The organism is Adhaeribacter soli (assembly GCF_008727925.1).
GTDB lineage: Bacteria > Bacteroidota > Bacteroidia > Cytophagales > Hymenobacteraceae > Adhaeribacter_A > Adhaeribacter_A soli.
On the sequence record NZ_VTWT01000003.1, the window covers coordinates 466,944 to 485,599 of the forward strand.

Annotated in this window: 12 protein-coding genes; 6 read left to right on the forward strand and 6 right to left on the reverse strand. The window is 46.3% G+C overall.

Going from position 1 to position 18,656, the window contains the following annotated elements; translation table 11 throughout:
- The first annotated feature begins 139 nt into the window (after window positions 1-139).
- From F0P94_RS08095 to F0P94_RS08115, 5 genes are all read left to right on the forward strand, one after another.
- Window positions 140-2,065 carry a T9SS type B sorting domain-containing protein gene (locus tag F0P94_RS08095; protein WP_150903369.1) on the forward strand — a complete coding sequence of 642 codons (1,926 nt, stop codon included), beginning with the start codon at window positions 140-142 and terminating at the stop codon, window positions 2,063-2,065.
- Between the two features lie 363 nt (window positions 2,066-2,428).
- Window positions 2,429-4,258 (forward strand): T9SS type B sorting domain-containing protein, encoded by a 1,830-nt coding sequence (locus F0P94_RS08100; protein ID WP_191906968.1) that lies wholly within the window; start codon window positions 2,429-2,431, stop codon window positions 4,256-4,258.
- 234 nt (window positions 4,259-4,492) lie between these two features.
- Entirely contained in the window at window positions 4,493-6,421 is a 1,929-nt protein-coding gene (locus F0P94_RS08105) for a gliding motility-associated C-terminal domain-containing protein (protein WP_150903371.1), read from the forward strand.
- 331 nt (window positions 6,422-6,752) lie between these two features.
- On the forward strand, window positions 6,753-8,648 hold the full coding sequence (locus tag F0P94_RS08110) for a T9SS type B sorting domain-containing protein (RefSeq protein WP_150903372.1): 1,896 nt from the start codon (window positions 6,753-6,755) through the stop codon (window positions 8,646-8,648).
- A gap of 230 nt (window positions 8,649-8,878) precedes the next feature.
- Window positions 8,879-10,819: a T9SS type B sorting domain-containing protein gene (locus F0P94_RS08115; protein WP_150903373.1), complete on the forward strand. Its 1,941-nt coding sequence runs from the start codon at window positions 8,879-8,881 to the stop codon at window positions 10,817-10,819.
- A gap of 105 nt (window positions 10,820-10,924) precedes the next feature.
- Here F0P94_RS08115 and F0P94_RS08120 read toward each other — a convergent pair whose 3' ends face one another.
- Window positions 10,925-12,175, reverse strand: a complete 1,251-nt coding sequence (locus F0P94_RS08120) for a hypothetical protein (protein ID WP_150903374.1) — start codon at window positions 12,173-12,175, stop codon at window positions 10,925-10,927.
- A 72-nt stretch (window positions 12,176-12,247) separates the two neighbouring features.
- On the reverse strand, window positions 12,248-13,210 hold the full coding sequence (locus tag F0P94_RS08125; protein ID WP_150903375.1) for a YihY/virulence factor BrkB family protein: 963 nt from the start codon (window positions 13,208-13,210) through the stop codon (window positions 12,248-12,250).
- 226 nt (window positions 13,211-13,436) lie between these two features.
- On the opposite strand from F0P94_RS08125, the gene F0P94_RS08130 reads away from it, so the two are divergent.
- Window positions 13,437-14,240: a hypothetical protein gene (locus F0P94_RS08130; RefSeq protein WP_150903376.1), complete on the forward strand. Its 804-nt coding sequence runs from the start codon at window positions 13,437-13,439 to the stop codon at window positions 14,238-14,240.
- Window positions 14,241-14,482: 242 nt separating this feature from the next.
- Here F0P94_RS08130 and F0P94_RS08135 read toward each other — a convergent pair whose 3' ends face one another.
- The 4 genes from F0P94_RS08135 to F0P94_RS08150 all read right to left on the reverse strand — a co-directional run bounded on the left by F0P94_RS08135 (window position 14,483) and on the right by F0P94_RS08150 (window position 18,414).
- Window positions 14,483-15,928, reverse strand: coding sequence for a DUF4403 family protein (locus F0P94_RS08135; RefSeq protein WP_225307151.1), 1,446 nt, complete (start codon window positions 15,926-15,928; stop codon window positions 14,483-14,485).
- Window positions 15,929-16,031: 103 nt separating this feature from the next.
- Window positions 16,032-16,355, reverse strand: coding sequence for a thioredoxin family protein (locus F0P94_RS08140; protein WP_150903377.1), 324 nt, complete (start codon window positions 16,353-16,355; stop codon window positions 16,032-16,034).
- 166 nt (window positions 16,356-16,521) lie between these two features.
- Window positions 16,522-17,217 carry a hypothetical protein gene (locus tag F0P94_RS08145; RefSeq protein ID WP_150903378.1) on the reverse strand — a complete coding sequence of 232 codons (696 nt, stop codon included), beginning with the start codon at window positions 17,215-17,217 and terminating at the stop codon, window positions 16,522-16,524.
- A gap of 225 nt (window positions 17,218-17,442) precedes the next feature.
- Complete coding sequence (locus F0P94_RS08150) at window positions 17,443-18,414, reverse strand: NAD-dependent epimerase/dehydratase family protein (protein WP_150903379.1); 972 nt, start codon at window positions 18,412-18,414, stop codon at window positions 17,443-17,445.
- Window positions 18,415-18,656: the final 242 nt, after the last annotated feature.

The window sequence follows — 18,656 nt, forward strand, 5'->3', positions numbered from 1 at the left end:
AGCGATTAATGTGGGGGCATTTAAGCGTTTATGTTTTATTTTTATAACAGCGCAAATTTCATTTATTTGTATTTAGAACTCTTACTACTCTAAACTTAATGTTTATTCTCTGTGGGGTTAAACTTTGAAGGAACAAAATATGAGCAGATTTCTTTCGCTTTTCCTTATTGCATTCATGCTTTTTGCCCCTTCAGACGCCTTTTCCCAGAATAAGGAAGGGGCAAACTGGCTTTTCGGCGGTAACATTCATTTAGATTTTAACAGGGCTAAACCCCGCATCGATGCATTTTCATTTATGGCAGTAGATTCCATGCTGAAAGGGGTTGCTGCAATCAGCGATAAAAATGGGGAGTTGCTTTTTTTTACGTCTAAAGGCCATGCTGTTAGTCGGCAAAAAGTAAATGGTATTTACCAGGCCATGCCTAATGGTGCGTTTCATACCGGACCTTTTCCAAAATCTACTTTGGCTGAAATGATCATGCAAAGCCCCGCAGATTCCAATTTATACTACCTGTTTTTTGTAGGATATCAGTTCGTAAATAATATTTCTCACCAGAACCTCTATTATTTGCAGATAGATATGCGGTTAAATAATGGGAATGGCGATGTGGTACCTAACTCTCTGCAATTACTGAAAAAGGAAGTTGCCCATTTTAAGCTTACGGCACTTTTACATTCCAATAACCGCGATACCTGGGTTGGGTGCACGAATTATGCTGGCGATAGTATCTTGGCTTATTTGGTAACTCCCGGTGGTATTATGCCGCCAGTTGTTTCAAAACCATCAAATCGCTTTTCACCTTTCAGCCGCATGAAGGCTTCTCCCAATAGCGAAATGTTTGCAGTAGGTAATATACTTGGTTCGGGAATAGAGGGCATGGATATTTATGACTTTAACCGGGCCACAGGGACTGCAAGCCTCAAATATTCACTCACACCTCCTGTTGTTGGTTATCCTTTGTTTTCATTTGCTTTTTCCCCAGATAATTCCAGGCTTTATGCAGGTACTATCGGCTATGCCGGTTTTCCTAACGACGCCACTGTTTTCCAATTCGATTTAGCAGCCGGAAATAATGCACAGGTGCAGCAATCCAGGAATGTGATCTATAATACAACCAGATCGGATGGGGTTTTTGACATGCAATTAGCGATAGACGGCAAAATATACTTAGTAATAGACAGCACCTATTTAAGCCAGATTAATTGCCCTGATTTCTATGGTGCGGCATGCCGGTTCCAGACACAAGGAATAAAATTGCCAGGTCGGGTAAATGGCGGATCGTTGCCCACCTTAAACCAAACCATCTTCCGGAATGCCGGTAAACTGCAGGCACAAGCATACCGGAATTTGATCTGTGAAGGCGATTCGGTACCGTTATCCGCTTATGGAGCAGGTGCGGAGCAGTTCCGGTGGAAGCCGGCAAACGGGTTAACCTCTCCTGCCGATACATCAGCCAATCCGGTAGTAAATCCAACGGAAACTACTACTTACATGGTAATTGGTAGCAGCGTCTGCCGCACCGATACGGCTTACGTAAAAGTAACTGTGCTGCCCAAACCCAAGCCTCTATCAATATCAGGTCCGCTTCATGTTTATACGTATGCGGAAAAGCAGGTTTATTCAGTAAAAGACCCAGTGCCGGGAAACAAGTTCGACTGGCAGGTAAGCGGTGGGAGTATCGGAAAAGGACAGGGAAGCAGCCGCATAGAAGTGAACTGGGGCGCAAACGGTACCGGAACCATTACCGTAACTGAAAGTAATGCTGCTGGCTGTAAATGGGGAAGTGCAAGCCTGGAAGTGGAAATCTCCGGCGAACCTGACCTGATCATCTACAACATCATCACCCCGAACGACGATGGCAAGAATGATGCTTTTGTAATAGAAAACCTGAAGTGGTACCCGCAAAACGAGCTCCGCCTCTTTAACCGCTGGGGCATGCAAGTTTACCAGAGCAAAAATTACCTCAACAACTGGAAGGCTGGAAATGTAAGCGCCGGAATTTACTACTACCTCTTTACTGCCAACGGGAAAGCCTGGAAAGGTTGGGTGGAAGTGGTAAAGTAAAGCTTTCTTCCTGAGAACGTATTCTTATTTTTAGCTGGAAAAAGTAGCAATTTAAAGCGCAATTTGCTCAAAAGCAGATTGCGCTTTTTTTGTTTTACAAGCATCTGATTTCATTTTCTGCAGGATAGCATTTGGTCAGCTCTGCTTAACAAGGAAAATCTTTTACTTCTATTCAAAATTTGTTAATATTACGAAGGTAGTTTCAGCCTCAGAAAATCTTATCCTGGAAATATGGGTGTGCGTAAATTATTCCCGGTATTTTGTATTGTTTTTTTTGGCTATTTATCGATGCCAGGCGTTTTTGCGCAAGAAAAGCAAGGTGCTAATTGGTTTTTTGCGGGCAGGGTTCATCTGGATTTTAATGTGCCGAAACCGGTAGTAACTAATTTTTCATTTATTAAGGTAGACAGCCTGGCCACGGGCATTGCCGGGGCAGCAGCCATTAGCGATAAGAACGGGGATCCGCTTTTTTTTACCTCCGGAGGAAAAATTGCTACCCGGGAAAAGATAAACGGAGTCTATCAACCGATGGCTAACGGTAAATTTTTTTCGGGGAAAGTTCCTGACCTTCTTTATTCCGAAATGATCGTGCAAAGCCCGGGCGATTCAAACCTGTATTATTTGTTTTTTACCAAGTTTGAAAGGGCGATCAGTACAAGCGTAGATCTCTACCAATTGCAGGTAGATATGCGGTTGAATAATGGTTACGGCGATGTAGTGCCTAATTCTCTGCAACTCGTAAGGAAAAAAGTAAGTCCGTATAACCTTACTGCTTTCCTGCACCACAATAACCGCGATACCTGGGTTAGCGCTGCTAATTCGGTTCCGGGTGCCGGGGTAAGCGATACTATTTTCAATTATTTGGTTACTCCAACGGGTATTTTGCCACCGGTTAAAACGAAAGTAACCACGCCCTTTAGTAGCTCGCGGATGAAAGCATCGCCAAATAGTGAAATGTTTGTAGTGGTCGCTTACAAATTAATTGCAGGCCAGCGAGTTCAGCACCTGGAGCTTTATGATTTTAACCGAACCACAGGCGTACCCACCCTTCGGTTTTCATTTCCAACCCCCAGCCTCGATTACCAATTATTTTCTTTCGCGTTTTCACCAGATAATTCCAAGCTTTACGCGGGAAGCTCCGGGCATACAGGCCTGCCTAAAATTGCAACCGTTTACCAATATGACCTGGCGGCCGGAAATACTGCCCAGGTGCAACAATCGCAGAACATAGTTTATAATAGTACTAATTTTTCGGGTGTTTACGATATGCAATTAGCTATTAACGGGAAGCTTTACCTGTATACCGAACCTGCATTTTTAGCGCAGATAAACTGTCCTGATTTTTATGGCCCGGCCTGTAACATTCAGGTAAACACGGTAGATCTTAACGGAAAAACCGAAGGGTATAGTTTACCAACCTTGAACCAGACCATTTTCCGGAACGCCGGTAAGTTGCAAGCGCAGGCCACCCGGCAAACGATCTGCGAAGGCGATACGGTGCAACTATCCGCTTATGGCGCAGGCGCAGACCACTTCAAATGGAAACTGGCCAATGGCTTAATTCCCTCATCCGATACTTTAGTTAACCCGATCGTAAATCCAACTGAAACTACTACTTACATGGTAATTGGCAGCAGCACCTGCCGCACCGATACGGCTTACGTAAAAGTAACGGTATTGCCTAAGCCCAAGCCTCTGTCAATATCAGGTCCGCTTCAGGTTCATACGTATGCCGAAAAGCAGGTTTATTCAGTAAAAGACCCAGTGCCGGGAAACAAGTTCGACTGGCAAATAAGCGGCGGCACAATAGAAAAGGGGCAGGGAAGCAGCAGCATTGAAGTGAATTGGGGAGCAGCCGGCGCCGGAAGCATTACCGTAACGGAAAGTAATGCCGCTGGCTGTAAATGGGGAAGTACAAGCCTGGAAGTGGAAATCTCCGGCGAACCTGATCTGATTATTTACAACATTATCACGCCAAACAACGACGGAAAGAACGATGCCTTTGTAATAGAGAACCTGAAGTGGTACCCGCAAAACGAGCTCCGCATTTTTAACCGCTGGGGCATGGAGGTTTACCAGAGCAAAAATTATCGCAACAACTGGAAGGCTGAAAAGGTAAGCTCCGGAATTTATTACTACCTCTTTATTACCCAAGGAAAAACCTGGAAAGGCTGGGTGGAAGTGGTAAAATAATGCCTGCCGAGAAGCTGCATTTATGCATCTTTTAAGCCCAAAATCCTACCATTTTTAAAGCACAGTTTGCAACAGCAGGCTGTGCTTTTTCTTTTTGTCAGGAGATAAACGCTTTAAAGCTGCTGTCGCCAGCACAAACATTTTCTGGTTTAAACAGAACGAGTTTGCAACTTTTATCTGGTTTTTGTTATCATTACAGTTGAATAGCCTTTCTGAAATTTAATTCTGAAGAAATTGATTACGCTCAACCTGCTCCGCTTACTACTTGTTTTTAGTTGCTTTATTTTTATTGTCCAGAATTCCTATGGCCAGTTTAAAGAAGGCGCTAACTGGCTATTTGGCACTAAAATTCATCTGGATTTTAATAGCCCGAAGACAAAGGTAGATTCCTTTTTCTTTAACAGTACAGTAGCCGTAGGTGTTGCTACTATAAGCGATAAAAATGGCAACCTCCTCTTTTTTAGTTCCAATGGCCGGGTCGCTACGCGGCAAAAAGTAAATGGCGCCTATAAAGAAATGCCGAACGGAGATTTAGTTTCCGCAACACCAAACCAAGGCACTTGGGCAGAGATGATCGTACAAAGTCCGGCAGATTCCAATATTTACTACCTGTTTTATACTACCGGAGATTTACAGTTGCCTATTCCTTACCCGGCATTGTTTTGCGTACAGATCGATATGCGGTTGAATAATGGATACGGCGATGTGGTGCCTGGGTCAAAGCATTTATTAAGAAGAAACGCAGGAAATTTTAAGCTTACCGCTTTATTGCATAGTAACAATCGCGATACCTGGATTCTGGCCCCCAATTACACGAACGATAGTATTTCCGCTTTTTTATTAACTTCAGGTGGCATAATGGCAGGGGTAACCACCAAATCTGCCAAACCCCTAAGTTATATTAGCCGGATGAAAGCATCGCCCAACAGCGAAATGCTGGTAATAGGAGGCTATAACCCCCATGGGGCAGTAGAAAGCCTAGAGGTGTTTGATTTTAACCGTACCACCGGAGTGCCAACCCATAAATATTCACTCCCTTCTCCAGATTCCAGATACCCTTTCTTTTCGTATGCTTTTTCACCCGATAATTCCAAGCTCTATACCGGTACCATCGGAGATGCCACTAATCCCCTGAATGCGACTTTATTTCAGTACGACCTGGCAGCCGGGAGTGCTTTACAGATAGAGCAATCCAGAAACGTTATTTTTAACAGAGCCAATTATTCAGGAATATTTGATATCCAACTGGCTATAGACGGTAAGCTGTATCTTTTAATAGATAGTGCCTACTTAAGCCAGATTAGCTGCCCAAACTTTTATGGCGCCGCTAGCCGGTTCAAACTTAAAGGTGTAAAGCTAACTGCAGTTTCTGGAGGCGGAACCCTGCCAGCCCTAAACCAGACTATTTTCCGGAATGCCGATAAATTACAGGCCCAGGCGTACCGGAATACGATCTGCGAAGGTGATACAGTGCAGCTATCCGCTTATGGCGCAGGCGCAGAGCAGTTCCGGTGGAAACCGGCCAATGGCTTAATTTCTCCTGCCGATACATCAGCCAACCCAGTAGTAAATCCAACCTCCACCACTACTTACAAGGTAATTGGCAGCAGCACTTGCCGCACCGATACGGCTTACGTGAAAGTAACCGTACTGCCCAAACCCAAGCCATTGGTAATGTCGGGATCGCAGCAGGTTCATACGTTTGCAGAAAAACAGCAGTACCTGGTGCACAATCAAACTGCCGGGAATAGTTACTATTGGGAAGTTACTGGCGGAACGATAGCATCCGGGCAAGGACAAGCCAGCATTTTAGTTAATTGGGGAGATGAAGGTGCCGGAGTTGTCAGCGTAACGGAGAGCAATGCTGCCGGCTGCAAGCGAGTGACAAAGTTGCCCGTCCAGATCTCCGGCGAACCCGACCTGATCATTTACAATATCCTCACGCCCAACAACGATGGAAAGAACGATGCCTTTGTAATAGAGAACCTGAAGTGGTACCCGCAAAATGAGCTTCGCATTTTTAACCGCTGGGGCAAGGAAGTTTACCAGAGCAAGAACTACCTCAACAACTGGAAGGCGGAAAAGGTAAGCGCCGGAATCTATTACTACCTCTTTACTGTCAACGGGAAAGCCTGGAAAGGTTGGGTAGAAGTAGTGAAGTAATACCGACCAGAGAGCAGCGTTAATGCATCTTTTAAGCCCCAAACCCTACCACTATAAAGCACAATTTGCAACAACAGGTTGTGCTTTTTTTTGCCAGGATTAATGCTTTGTAGCAGCTATCGGAAGAGCAAACATTCTTTCTTTTTTTTAACAGAATCCGTTTGACACTTTTATCTGATTTTTGTTATCATTACAGTTGAATACCTTTTCTGGAATTTAAACCTGAAGAAAATTGATTTCACCCCGACTGCTCCGGATTCTGCTTGGTTGCACCTGCTTTATTTTAATTGCTCAAAACTCTTTTGCTCAGTTTAAAGAAGGCTCAAATTGGATGTTCGGCACTAAATTTCACCTGGATTTTAATTACCCGAAGCCTACCGTAAATACCTTTTCTTATCTCGATACAAATGCAATTGGTGTGGCTTCGATCAGCGATAAAACCGGGAACCTGCTTTTCTTTAGCTCGGGCGGGCATGTGGCTACCCGGCAAAAAGTAAACGGAACCTACCAGGAAATGCCCAATGGTGATCTAACTGCCAGTTTTTTTTACCAATCAGGTACAACGGCTGAAATGATCGTGCAAAGCCCGGCTGATTCCAATGTTTACTATCTTTTCTATACTGTGCTTGTAACTGATTCAACGAATTATGCCTTAGATGGATGCAACCTTTATAGTGTTCAGATTAATATGCGGCTGAATAACGGCTACGGCGATGTAGTGCCTAATTCGCGGCAGTTAGTAAGAAAGAACGTAAATGGCGGGAGACTTACAGCCTTATTGCACAGCAATAACCGCGATACCTGGGTACTGTGCCAGGGTGGTTCTTTTCCCAAAAATGATAGCCTTTCAGCTCATTTAGTAACTCCTAACGGTATTATGCCGGCTGTAAAAAGCAAACCGGCAAAGCCCTTAGGGATATTTAGCCGGATGAAAGCATCTCCAAACAGCGAAATGTTTGTGGTACTTGGTGAAGAAACTCAGCAAGGTACCCTCATTGATCCAGCCTTAGAAGTGTTTGATTTCAATCGTAGTACCGGGGTGCCTAGCCACAAGTATTCCCTGCCACCAACTGATTTCTGGTACCCGATGGCCAGTTTTGCTTTTTCGCCCGATAATTCAAAGCTTTATGTTGGTACAAGCTCATTTGTACAAATATCCCCTAATACCACTTTATACCAGTTCGACCTAGCTGCCGGCAATGCCGCCCAGGTGCAGCAGTCCAGGAATGTTATTTACCATACTACCGATTATACCGGAGTACTGGATATGCAACTGGCAATTGATGGTAAGGTGTATTTATTAATCGATGGGTATAATAAAAGCAATATTGCCGGGTATAAGAATCAGTATTTAAGTAAGATCAACTGCCTCAATTCTTATGGCCCTGCCTGCCGGTTTCAATTTCAGGGCATTAACCTGAAAGCAGTGAATGGCGGCCCGGCTTTGCCTGCCCTAAACCAAACCATTTTCCGGAATGCCGGTAAATTACAGGCACAAGCTTACCGCAACGTGATCTGCGAAGGCGATTCGGTACAGCTGTCTGCCTACGGCGCAGGTGCCGAGCAGTTCAAATGGAAACCGGCTAACGGTCTAACTTCACCTGCCGATACGCTGGCCAGCCCGGTAGTAAATCCAACTGCCACCACTACTTACATGGTAATCGGCAGCAGCGTTTGCCGCTCCGATACAGCTTACGTGAAAGTAACGGTGCTGCCGAAGCTCCCGGGCGTTTCTATTTCCGGTCCGGTTCAGGTTCACTCGCTTTCCGAAAGGCAGGAATATTATGTGTTGAACCCGGCAGCGGGCAGTGCATTTAACTGGCAGGTAAACGGCGGCGAAATAGCAGAAGGCCAGGGAACAAACCGTATTCGGGTAAACTGGGGCGTTGCGGGCGTTGGTAGCGTGAGCGTGGCAGAGATCCCGGCAACAGGCTGCAGCGGCCAAAGAACCCGTTTAACTGTAGCGCTTTTGGATGGACCGGCCCCTGTAATCTACAACATCATCACGCCAAACAACGACGGTAAGAACGATGCCTTTGTGATCGTGAACCTGGAGTGGTACCCGCAAAACGAGCTCCGCATCTATAACCGCTGGGGCATGGAAGTTTACCATAGCAAGAATTACTTCAACAACTGGAGAGGGGAGAAGGTAAGTTCAGGAATTTACTACTACCTCTTTACGGCCAACGGAAAAACCTGGAAAGGTTGGGTGGAAGTAGTGAAGTAATACCTGCCAGGAAGCGGCATTTCTGCACCTTTTAAGCCCAAAATCCTACCAATATAAAACACAATTTGCAACAGCAGGCTGTGCCTTTTTTTTGCCAGGATTAATGCTTTGTAGCAGCTAGCGGCAGAACGAACATTCTTTCGGTTTAACAGAGTCAGTTTGCAACTTTTATCTGATTTTTGTTATCATTACAGTTAAATAGCCTTTCTGAAATTAAATCCTGAAGAGAATTGATTACGCTCAACCTGCCCCGGATCCTGCTCGGTTTTATCTGCTTTATTTTTGCTGGTTATATTTCCTTTGCGCAGCAGAAAGAAGGAGCCAATTGGATAATGGGGAATTCACCCTACCAGTTGAGGCTTGATTTTAACGGAAAGAATCCGGCCCTTTCTTCTGTTACATTTCTGAATAACCAGTTCCATGGTTTTGGGGTTTCAACCATAAGCGACAGGAACGGCCAATTGCTTTTTTTTAGTTACCAGGGTAACGTTGGCAGCCGGCAAATAGTAAATGGCGCTTACCTGCAGATGCCGCACGGCGATCTTTTAGCAGATTTGCCTACCAGAGCTTCTTTTGCTGATATGATTGTAAAAAGCCCTGCTGACTCGAACATTTATTACCTTTTTTTTATAGATGGAATAAAGAATAGCTGGCCATCTGTCAGTCCCAATCTGTATCAGGTGCAGATAGATATGCGCCTGAATAATGGTTTTGGCGATGTAGTGCCAAATTCCAGGCAATTACTAAAACGGAACGTAAGCGCAATGAAGCTAACCGCTTTAATGCATAGCAATAACCGCGATACCTGGGTACTAGCTTTAACCAATAAATGTGATACTGCCATTGCTTATCAGGTAAATTCTGCAGGCATTCAGGCACCGGTGTTAACCAGAATTACAACGCCGCTCGACACTCAGAGTAAGCTGAAGGCATCTTTAAACAGCGAAATGGTTGCCGTAAATGGACTGCAGGGAGTAAATCCAACCGTAGTGCTTTTCGATTTTAATCGAACCACCGGTGTGCCTACGTATCGATATTCCCTGGCTTCGGCAAGTGGCTTGTATCCGTTATTTTCCTTTGCCTTTTCGCCCGATAATTCAAAATTATATGCCGGTACCGTAGGTCATAACGGCTATCCCTACAATGGAACCATATTTCAGTTCGATCTCGCATTAGGTAATGCTGCGCAGGTGCAGCAATCCCGCAATATTGTTTTTCAAAATGATTCGGCAGCAATTGGAGATATCCAAATAGGAATAGATGGAAAGCTTTATTTTACGGGAATTGGAAAGTATTTAAGCGAGATCAGCTGTCCGAATTTTTATGGTACTGCCTCTAAGGTTAAGTATAAGGCAATACCTATAAATAGCTATGCAGGTGTTGTCTCGCTACCTACTCTAAACCAAACCATTTTCCGGAATGCCGATAAATTGCAGGCACAGGCTTACCGCAACGTAATCTGCGAGGGTGATTCGGTGCAGCTGTCCGCCTATGGAGCGGGAGCGGAACAGTTCAAATGGAAACCAGCCAATGGCTTAATTCCTTTATCCGATACTTTAGTTAACCCGATCGTAAATCCAACTGAAACTACTACTTACATGGTAATTGGCAGCAGCACCTGCCGCACCGATACGGCTTACGTAAAAGTAACGGTATTGCCTAAGCCCAAGCCTCTGTCAATATCAGGTCCGCTTCAGGTTCATACGTATGCCGAAAAGCAGGTTTATTCAGTAAAAGACCCAGTGCCGGGAAACAAGTTCGACTGGCAAATAAGCGGCGGCACAATAGAAAAGGGGCAGGGAAGCAGCCGCATTGAAGTGAATTGGGGAGCAGCCGGCACCGGAAGCATTACCGTAACGGAAAGTAATGCCGCTGGCTGTAAATGGGGAAGTGCAAGCCTGGAAGTGGAAATCTCCGGCGAGCCTGATCTAATTATCTACAACATTATCACGCCAAACAACGACGGAAAGAACGATGCTTTTGTAATTGAGAACCTGAAGTGGTACCCGCAGCATGAGCTCCGCATTTTTAACCGCTGGGGCGTGGAAGTTTACCAAACTAAGAATTATCTCAACAACTGGAAGGCGGAAAATATAAGCTCCGGAATTTATTACTACTTCTTTACTGCTCAAGGAAAAGCCTGGAAAGGTTGGGTGGAAGTAGTGAAGTAAATATTTCTTCCTGAAAACATACTCTTACTTTTTAGCTGAAAAGAGTAGCATTTTCAGGCTAAAAACCAAAGCCGGAAACTACGCTTGTAGTTTCCGGCTTTTTGTTTATTCCAGTTTGCCAATACCCTTACGGTTGCCAAGTTTAAACGTGAAGCTGTAATAAATGGGAATGAAATACGACGAAACGATCTGGCCGCTGTCGTGGCGGTTGCCGGAGTAAGCGGCGTAGAAGCCGCCCAGATCCAGGTTGGTGCGGGGCCAGATAAAGCGCAAACCGTATAAGCCAAAGCCATAGGTTCGGTCGCCGGGAACGGAAAGGATATAATTTTCGCTCATAAATGCCAGCCGGTTCGACATGCGTTTTACCCCGCCCAGCATTACCAGCGGGGTGCTGGAAACATTGCCGTTAAAAAAGGCGAAACCGATACCGGCCGTAATATGGTCGCTTTTATTGCCGTAGGTTCCGGCGCTATAGAGCAAACCGAATTGCTCTTCCAGGAAATTGACAAAAAGCACGCCGCCGGCCACGTTGGTATTTTCAGTGGTCGGAAAACTGATCTTAGGCGTTAGGGCAAAAATATTATTTTCCAGCGGCAGGAAAGGCATCAGCAAAAAAGTGCTGCCTATAGAGATGTTGTCCGTTATGCCGTAGTTAATGGAATTTAAATAACCGTAAATGGTTTGAACGTAGCCTTCGCCGCGTGGAATGCCCCGGCCGGTCGGGCCGAAGTACAGGCGGCTGTCGTGCGGGTTCGGTACCCAGTAGTAACCGCTTTTAAGCCGGTTTTCCACTTCTTTCATGTAGCGGATATTCCCGAAAGTAGCCGTAATCGTTCCAAAATATTCCGTATTGAAAACGTATTCCGAAGCCCGTTTTTCGGCAACGGTGCCGAAGAACTTCATGCCGTTGCTCAGAATTACGTAATACACCTTTCCCGAAAGCGCAGTTGCGGCAGGTCTGGTGTCGGATTGGGCGGGAACGGGAACTGCCGGAGCAGGAGCAGGCGTTTTTTGCGGCGGCACAGTACTGTTTTTAGCACGCGCTTCTATCAGCTGGCCGGTAAGTTCAAATTCGCTTTGGGTATAAGGCCGGTAATCTATTTTGCCGTTCCGTTTTACTATTTCCAAGATAATGCCGTCCGGCGTTTGCAGAAACCTTCCGATCTGGAACGTAGCCGAATCGGCGAAAGGGAAAAGATTATACCTGATCTTTTCTTCCAGGTCTATTACTTCGCCTACGACCGGGCTTACGGGCAAAACTTTCTGATCCTGCAGGGTTTGCCCCAGTACCGGCCAGGCCGCCAACAGCAAGGTGAAAAACAGTAGCTTTTTAAGCAGAAAAACCGGGAAACGCATGGGAGTCTGAGGTCAGAATTTTTCCGAATTTAAGCAAATTAATTGCAATGCGTACTCCGGTTGTTCCGGTTTTTACTCCCGGAACCGTCCTTCTGCTTCCGGCCGGCCCGCTTTAGCCACATCCGGATCTACGTAAGGCTCTTCCTTAATTACGTAGTGTACCGCATAACTTTTGGGCCGGACTTTCGCGCCGAAGCGGTTCACGTATTGCTGGGTAAATTCGGCGCCGAAGAAAACGATAAGCGAGGAGTAATAGATCCAGACCAGAATGATGATAACCGAACCGGCCGCGCCATAAGCCGACCCCACATCCGAGAAACTCAGGTACCAGCCGATCAGGAATTTGCCGATCACAAAAAGCAAAGCCGTAAGCAGGGCGCCCGGCCACACATCCTTCCAGCGGATAATGGCATCGGGCAGGTATTTAAAGATCAGGGCAAACAAGGCGGTAATTATGCCAACCGAAATAATAAAGTCCAGTATTTTGAATAAAACGACGGTCACATCCGGAAGCAATTCCCGCAGGTAGTCGGAAAAAAGGGTCAGGGCCGCGCTTACTACAAACGACACCAAAAGCAGCAAAGCCACGCTTAAAATAAGGCCGAAAGACAAAAAGCGGGCCTTTACCATCTGCATGATCCCGCTTTTGGGCTTGGGTTTTATGTTCCAGATGGTATTGAGCGAGTCTTGCAGGGTTATAAAGAAGGTGGTAGCCGCAAAGATCAGCATCACGATGCCGATCACGGCAGCCAGGCCGCTTTTTTTCAGCTGGCTGGCGCTGGCAATCATGGACTGAATTTCCTTGGCCGCCTCCGCGCCCAGGGCAGCCTGGGCCTGCGAATGAAGCTCGCCGCTCATGGCTTCCTCGCCAAAAATAGAACCGGCGGCAATGAGAATAATAACCAGCAGGGGTGGTAGGGAGAAGATGGTATTGTACGACAATGCGGCAGCCAGCCGGAAAGAGTTATTGTTCATGAACTCGTCGAACGCATTTTTGCTCAGCGAGAGGGCGGCTTTAGCGGTAATCTTGGGCATATACAGGTCGGGTAAAGTGCATGGTATTATCAGTGTCCTAGATACGACTGCAATAATTAATTAGTTGACGCAGTTTTACAGTTACCCGACAAAGCAAGGAGAAAGAAAGGATTTCGGTAAGTGAAAAAAAAGTTATTTATTTATCTTTGGAAGCATACTTTTGGTCCTTTTTTCCGACCTCTATCTGAACCCCTTTACAAAACACTATTATTACGCATAACCAATCATGAATAAATTCCAGGTAACGGCCCGGTTGGCAAAACCGGTGCAGCTTATTTTGCTTTTCGCGCTCTTTACTTTTTCAGGCTGCAACTCCCACGAAATTTACCCCGCGGCCGAAGGCTTCGATGAAAAAGGATCGGATAAGAAAGCAATTAAAATTGCGGATGAAATGATGGAAAAGCTGGGCGGTTACCAGGCTTGGGAAGATGCCCGGTTTATTGCCTGGACCTTTTTCGGCCAGTACCAGATCTGGGATAAAAAAGAAAACCTGGTGCGCCATGAGAAAGATAATACGGTTTCCATTTTTCACCTGAGCCAGCCGATAGGGCAGGTTTTTGTAAACGGCCGTCGCATTCAGGATCAGAACAAGACCCTCAGCAAGCTTAACCAAGCGCATATTCAGTTTTTGAGCAGCGCTTATTTTCTGGCCATGCCTTATAAACTGAAGGATGCCGGCGTTACCCTGAAATACAAAGGCGAAGGCACTACCATGAGCGGCCGGAAGGCAGATATTCTGAACCTTACCTTTAAAGATGCCGGCGCCACCCCGGATAATATGCACGATCTATACATCGATAAGGAAACCAAATTGCCGGCGCAATGGGCCTTTTACGGCAGTAAAGAAGATAAAGAGCCGTCCTTCGTGCGCCTTTGGGCCGACTATAAAGATTATAAAGGCATAAAGCTGGCAAGCAACCGCAATTCCAAAGACGATACCTTGTCGGTTTCCCATATTGTAGTTACCAACATGGTGCCGAAAGAACTATTCTTAAGCGCGGTTCCGATCGATAAAAGCAAGATCAAATAAGTAAGGGGACAGATTTAGTATTGATAATATATCATTCCCTCTGTCATTCTGGAAGCAACTTGTGAGTTCTGTGCTCCGGACTCACAGGTTTCTTCCAGAATGACAATTGTAGTAGTTTAAAGTAAATTTGTTCACATCCTTAACGGAGTTTATATTCCCGGAAACGGTACACTGAAACAAAAAAAAGTAAAGCCCGGCAAGAAGTTGCCGGGCTTTACTTTTTTTAAAAGAATTATAGCGTTTTACAGCTTGTCGATACTTATTGTAAGGTTGCCTTTGGCGTTTACAATGGCTTTAATGGCCGTTGGTGTCAGGTAAATATTATCCGGCACAATGTCGGTTACTTTGCCTCGCAGCATTACGCTTTCGTGCACGCGGCCTTGTTCGTTCAGCGCTTTCTGGATCTGCTTTTTAGTGTCTTCTAACTGGCTTTTCAGCGGGAAATTGATCTGGTCCTGGATCATGGTGCGGAATTTATTTTTGGCCAGCCAGCTTGCCGAAGAAAGCAGCTTGTCGCGGGTTTCGAGGTTATAATCTACGTCGCGCACTTTTATAGAACCGGTTTCGGCATCGTAATACGGAACGGCCTGCAGGAATACTTTCCCTTTTATTTTTTTAGTAATAAATCCGGCTTTGGTTTTTCCGTCCACGTCCAGCATTACTATCAGCTTGTCGCCGCTGGGCGTAATGGCGGCGTCTTTAATGGTTACTTCGTCGGAGCCTTCAAACTTAAAGGTTTTGCCGGCAAACTGGTCTTTCAGCAATTTGGTGGCGTAATCGTAGGAAATTTCGCCGCTCAGGCCGATCTGTACATCGTCGGGAATGCGGCTGTCGGTTACCAGTTTCGGTAGGGTTGGGTTGGCTTTAAAAACAGGTTTGCCGTTGGTAAAGGTTTCGATGAAAGAATTCATGCCGATGCGCATGCTGATCTCGCCGTTGCGGGCTACCAGCGGCGATACGCGGATGGCCGTTGGCGTGATCTTCAGCCAGGCATCGTAGGTATCGTCGATCTTGATTGGCTGCTGTACCTGCACCCAGGCCTGCTGAATGTACTGTTTTATGTTTACCCGCGCCTGAATTTCCTGGTCGAGCATTTTGGTAATTTCGCCCAGCTGGCTGCGCAAAGCCGGTTCTACAAAGCGCGCTAAACCGATCTTCATCGGACCGAGTTCAATAACGGGTTTGGTGTCGCCCCAAGCAAAATCGCCCACGGTGGTTGTTTTAATTTTATAATCTTCGGTAAAAGCCAGCGCGGTTTCGCTTTTGGCGGTAAAGTCGAATTCGGTGCTTTCCGATTTTTCGAGGGTAGGGCAAATATCACAGGCTTTCCATTTGTACTGGCCTTTTACCCAGATGTGCAGCGGAATGGTGAAGTAGATCTTGTTGTTTTCGGCCCGGATACCCACGTCGCCTTTCTTCCAGACTTTCACGGCTACGTTGTCGTCGTTCAGGTTTTCGTCGTTGTAAAGCAAGCCTTTAAATTCCTGGTTCAGTTTGCTTTGGAGCGTGGCTACTTTAAAGGAAACCGGTACGTTAATGGTAGAGAGTTTCCGCTCAAATGCAGGCGCCGGCGCGGCCTGGGAAACCGGGGCGGCCGTATTAAGCGAAGTGGTACTCTTGCAGGCAGGTAAGCTGAAAGCTGCGCCTATAAGCAACGAAAAGCAGGCAGAATGAATAAATCGTTTCACGAAGTTTTAGGTTTTTTGAAAAACGGCGCAAGTTACGATTTTTTTCAGCCTTATTTTTCAGAACCCTAACTTAATAACGGAACCTGTAACTTAGTAACGGAACTTAAACTTTATGCAGCTCGGCGAGCAGTTCTTCCAGTTCATTTTCTTCGGCCACCAGCTTGCATTGAATTAAAATGCCGCCCAGATACACGGCAAAGAACGGCGTGCCGGAAAGGTGTACTTCCTTGCTCGATACCGGGTTTTCGGCGGCATCCATGAGCAGGAATTTTACATCCTGGTAACGGGCGTCTTCCGAGAGTTTCCGGAAAGTTTGCCCCATGCGTTCGCAAACGGGGCAATCGGTTTTGGTAAATTTTACAACGACCCGCGCATTTTCGAAAATCAGGCTGCGAAGTTCAGTATCAGTGGCTTTTTGAATGGGCATGGGCAATAGTTTGCTAAATTCAGGGTATTGGAATTGTGAAGTAAACAAACGGAACCCGCATAAGTTTGTTGGCCGCTTTCAGGGAATGCCGGAGGGTTAAAAACAGCATCGCCGGAAAGTGCTATTTCCGGCGATGCTGAGAGGTGATGTATAAAAACGGTACGATTTAGAACACAAAACCTACCCGGATGCCGTTACGCACGCGCGGACCAAAGTTGAAATTGCTTTCATCGGGCGTTTTTATCGTAATGGAGCTGCCGTTATTGTAAGTGGTAGTGGTTTCTACTTCCGATAATTTGGTGCTGCTTAATTCCAGACCTAACTCATAACCAAAGTAAAGATGACGGGCAACGTAAAAATCGCAACCAGCCACGCCGGCCAGGCCGATCAGGAAAAAGCCCCGGTTATTGCCGTTGTCGATGCTGCCATCAATTTCAATGCGGTCAATGCCGCCGCCGCGGTCGTTTTCATCTTCAAAATGCACATTCTTAATACCGAAAAGCAGGTCGGCGCCTACGTACGGCGATAAGCGGTTGGTGCCGGCAAAGTGCTTCTCAATACCCGGAGCCAGGCTGAACTCAATGGTCCGGGATTCTACGTCAGGGCGTGGCGCATCGCTGTTGTAGCTGATATTCACGCCTAGGCGCACAGCCATGTTGTCGCTCAGGAAATAGCGGCCACGGAGCTGGTTCAGGGAGTTGCTCAGGCTTACGCCGCCGTTCAGCAGGCTTACGTTGGCTTCCATGGTTACTTCCCCGGCTACCGGCTTAATGCCACCTTCATCGGAAGTGGTAGTAGTCTGAGCTTTCGCGCCGAAAGCCAGGCCGGCCAGTAAAGCAGCGGATAAAATAAGTTTTTTCATAGTATTTATAATGAAATTAAGGGTGAATTGTTTAGCGTATTTCTAAACTGATGCAAACTTATGCCTAAAAATCCTTCCGAAGCAAGCGGTAAATTGCTGATGATCGTAACCAACTGAGGGCCAGTGGAGAAAAGTGCCAGATTGTTTAATGGGCGGAAGAAAACAAAAAGCCTTTCTGTTTTGGCAGGAAGGCTTTTGAAAACGGTATAAAAATCAGCGGAAAATCTAAGCCGGAATTTCCTGCATCTTTTTCAGGTTCACCAGCATGTCTTCGGTCATTTCGTCTAAACCAAATTGCGGTTTCCAGTTCCAGTCCTGGCGGGCGGCGCTGTCGTCGATGCTCTTTGGCCACGAATCGGCGATCTGCTGGCGCGAATCCGGTTTGTAGCTAATGGTAAAGTCCGGAATGTGTTTCTGAATGGCTTCGGTAATTTCTTTCGGAGAGAAGCTCATGGCGCTCAGGTTATAAGAAGAACGCACCTTTACCTGTTCAGCCGGCGCATGCATTAAATCTAATGTAGCTTTCAGGGCATCCGGCATGTACATCATCGGCAGATACGTGTTTTCCGACAGGAAGCACTCATACGTTTTCTGAGCCAGCGCCTGGTGGTAAATATCGACGGCGTAATCGGTGGTGCCGCCGCCCGGTAAAGCTTTGTAACCGATCAGACCCGGATACCGGAGGCTTCTTACGTCCAGGCCGTATTTCTCGAAGTAATATTCGCACCAGCGTTCTCCCGCCTGCTTGCTGATGCCGTAAACCGTGTTCGGGTCCATTACGGTGTGCTGAGGCGTATTCTCGCGGGGCGTATTCGGGCCGAAAACGGCAATGGAGCTTGGCCAGTAAACCTTTTCAACCTTATGCTCAAGTGCGGCATCCAGCACGTGGAACAATCCGTCCATGTTCAGTTTCCAGGCGAATTTCGGGTTTTTCTCGCCGGTGGCGGAAAGCACGGCTGCCAGATGGTAAACCTGCTTGAATTTATATTTGCTGTAGAGTTCGCCCAACCGGTTTTTATCGAGCACATCCAGCGTTTCGAAGGGGCCGGATTCGCGCAATTCCTCGCTTTTCGGGGTTTGAATATCGGAAGCTACCACGTTGGCATCGCCGTAAAGTTTGCGGAGCTCCATGGTGAGTTCAGAACCCAATTGCCCGCCGGCGCCAACCACTAAAATCGTATCTTTTGTATTGCTCATTGCTGGAGTGAAATATTTATGCAAAGTAACCAATTATGCCCGAAAGCTAAAAATTATGAACGAAAGATGCGCCCCTTTTAATATCTTTGCCTTATTTAGTGAATAATGATTAGTGATTAGTGATTAGTGATTAGTGATTAGTATTTTAATGATTAATACCATCTCATTAATACACCTGTCATCCTGAGCGCCAGCGAAGGACCTCGTCGGCTTTCAGTAGAAAAGCACGCTGCAACATGGCA

Coding starts and splice junctions, on each gene's coding strand:
- F0P94_RS08145 (WP_150903378.1), bottom strand. CDS start 17,217: ATGAAAAAACTTATTTTATCCGCTGCTTTACTGGCCGGCCTGGCTTTC.
- F0P94_RS08130 (WP_150903376.1), top strand. CDS start 13,437: ATGAATAAATTCCAGGTAACGGCCCGGTTGGCAAAACCGGTGCAGCTT.
- F0P94_RS08125 (WP_150903375.1), bottom strand. CDS start 13,210: ATGCCCAAGATTACCGCTAAAGCCGCCCTCTCGCTGAGCAAAAATGCG.
- F0P94_RS08095 (WP_150903369.1), top strand. CDS start 140: ATGAGCAGATTTCTTTCGCTTTTCCTTATTGCATTCATGCTTTTTGCC.
- F0P94_RS08120 (WP_150903374.1), bottom strand. CDS start 12,175: ATGCGTTTCCCGGTTTTTCTGCTTAAAAAGCTACTGTTTTTCACCTTG.
- F0P94_RS08110 (WP_150903372.1), top strand. CDS start 6,753: ATGTTCGGCACTAAATTTCACCTGGATTTTAATTACCCGAAGCCTACC.
- F0P94_RS08140 (WP_150903377.1), bottom strand. CDS start 16,355: ATGCCCATTCAAAAAGCCACTGATACTGAACTTCGCAGCCTGATTTTC.
- F0P94_RS08150 (WP_150903379.1), bottom strand. CDS start 18,414: ATGAGCAATACAAAAGATACGATTTTAGTGGTTGGCGCCGGCGGGCAA.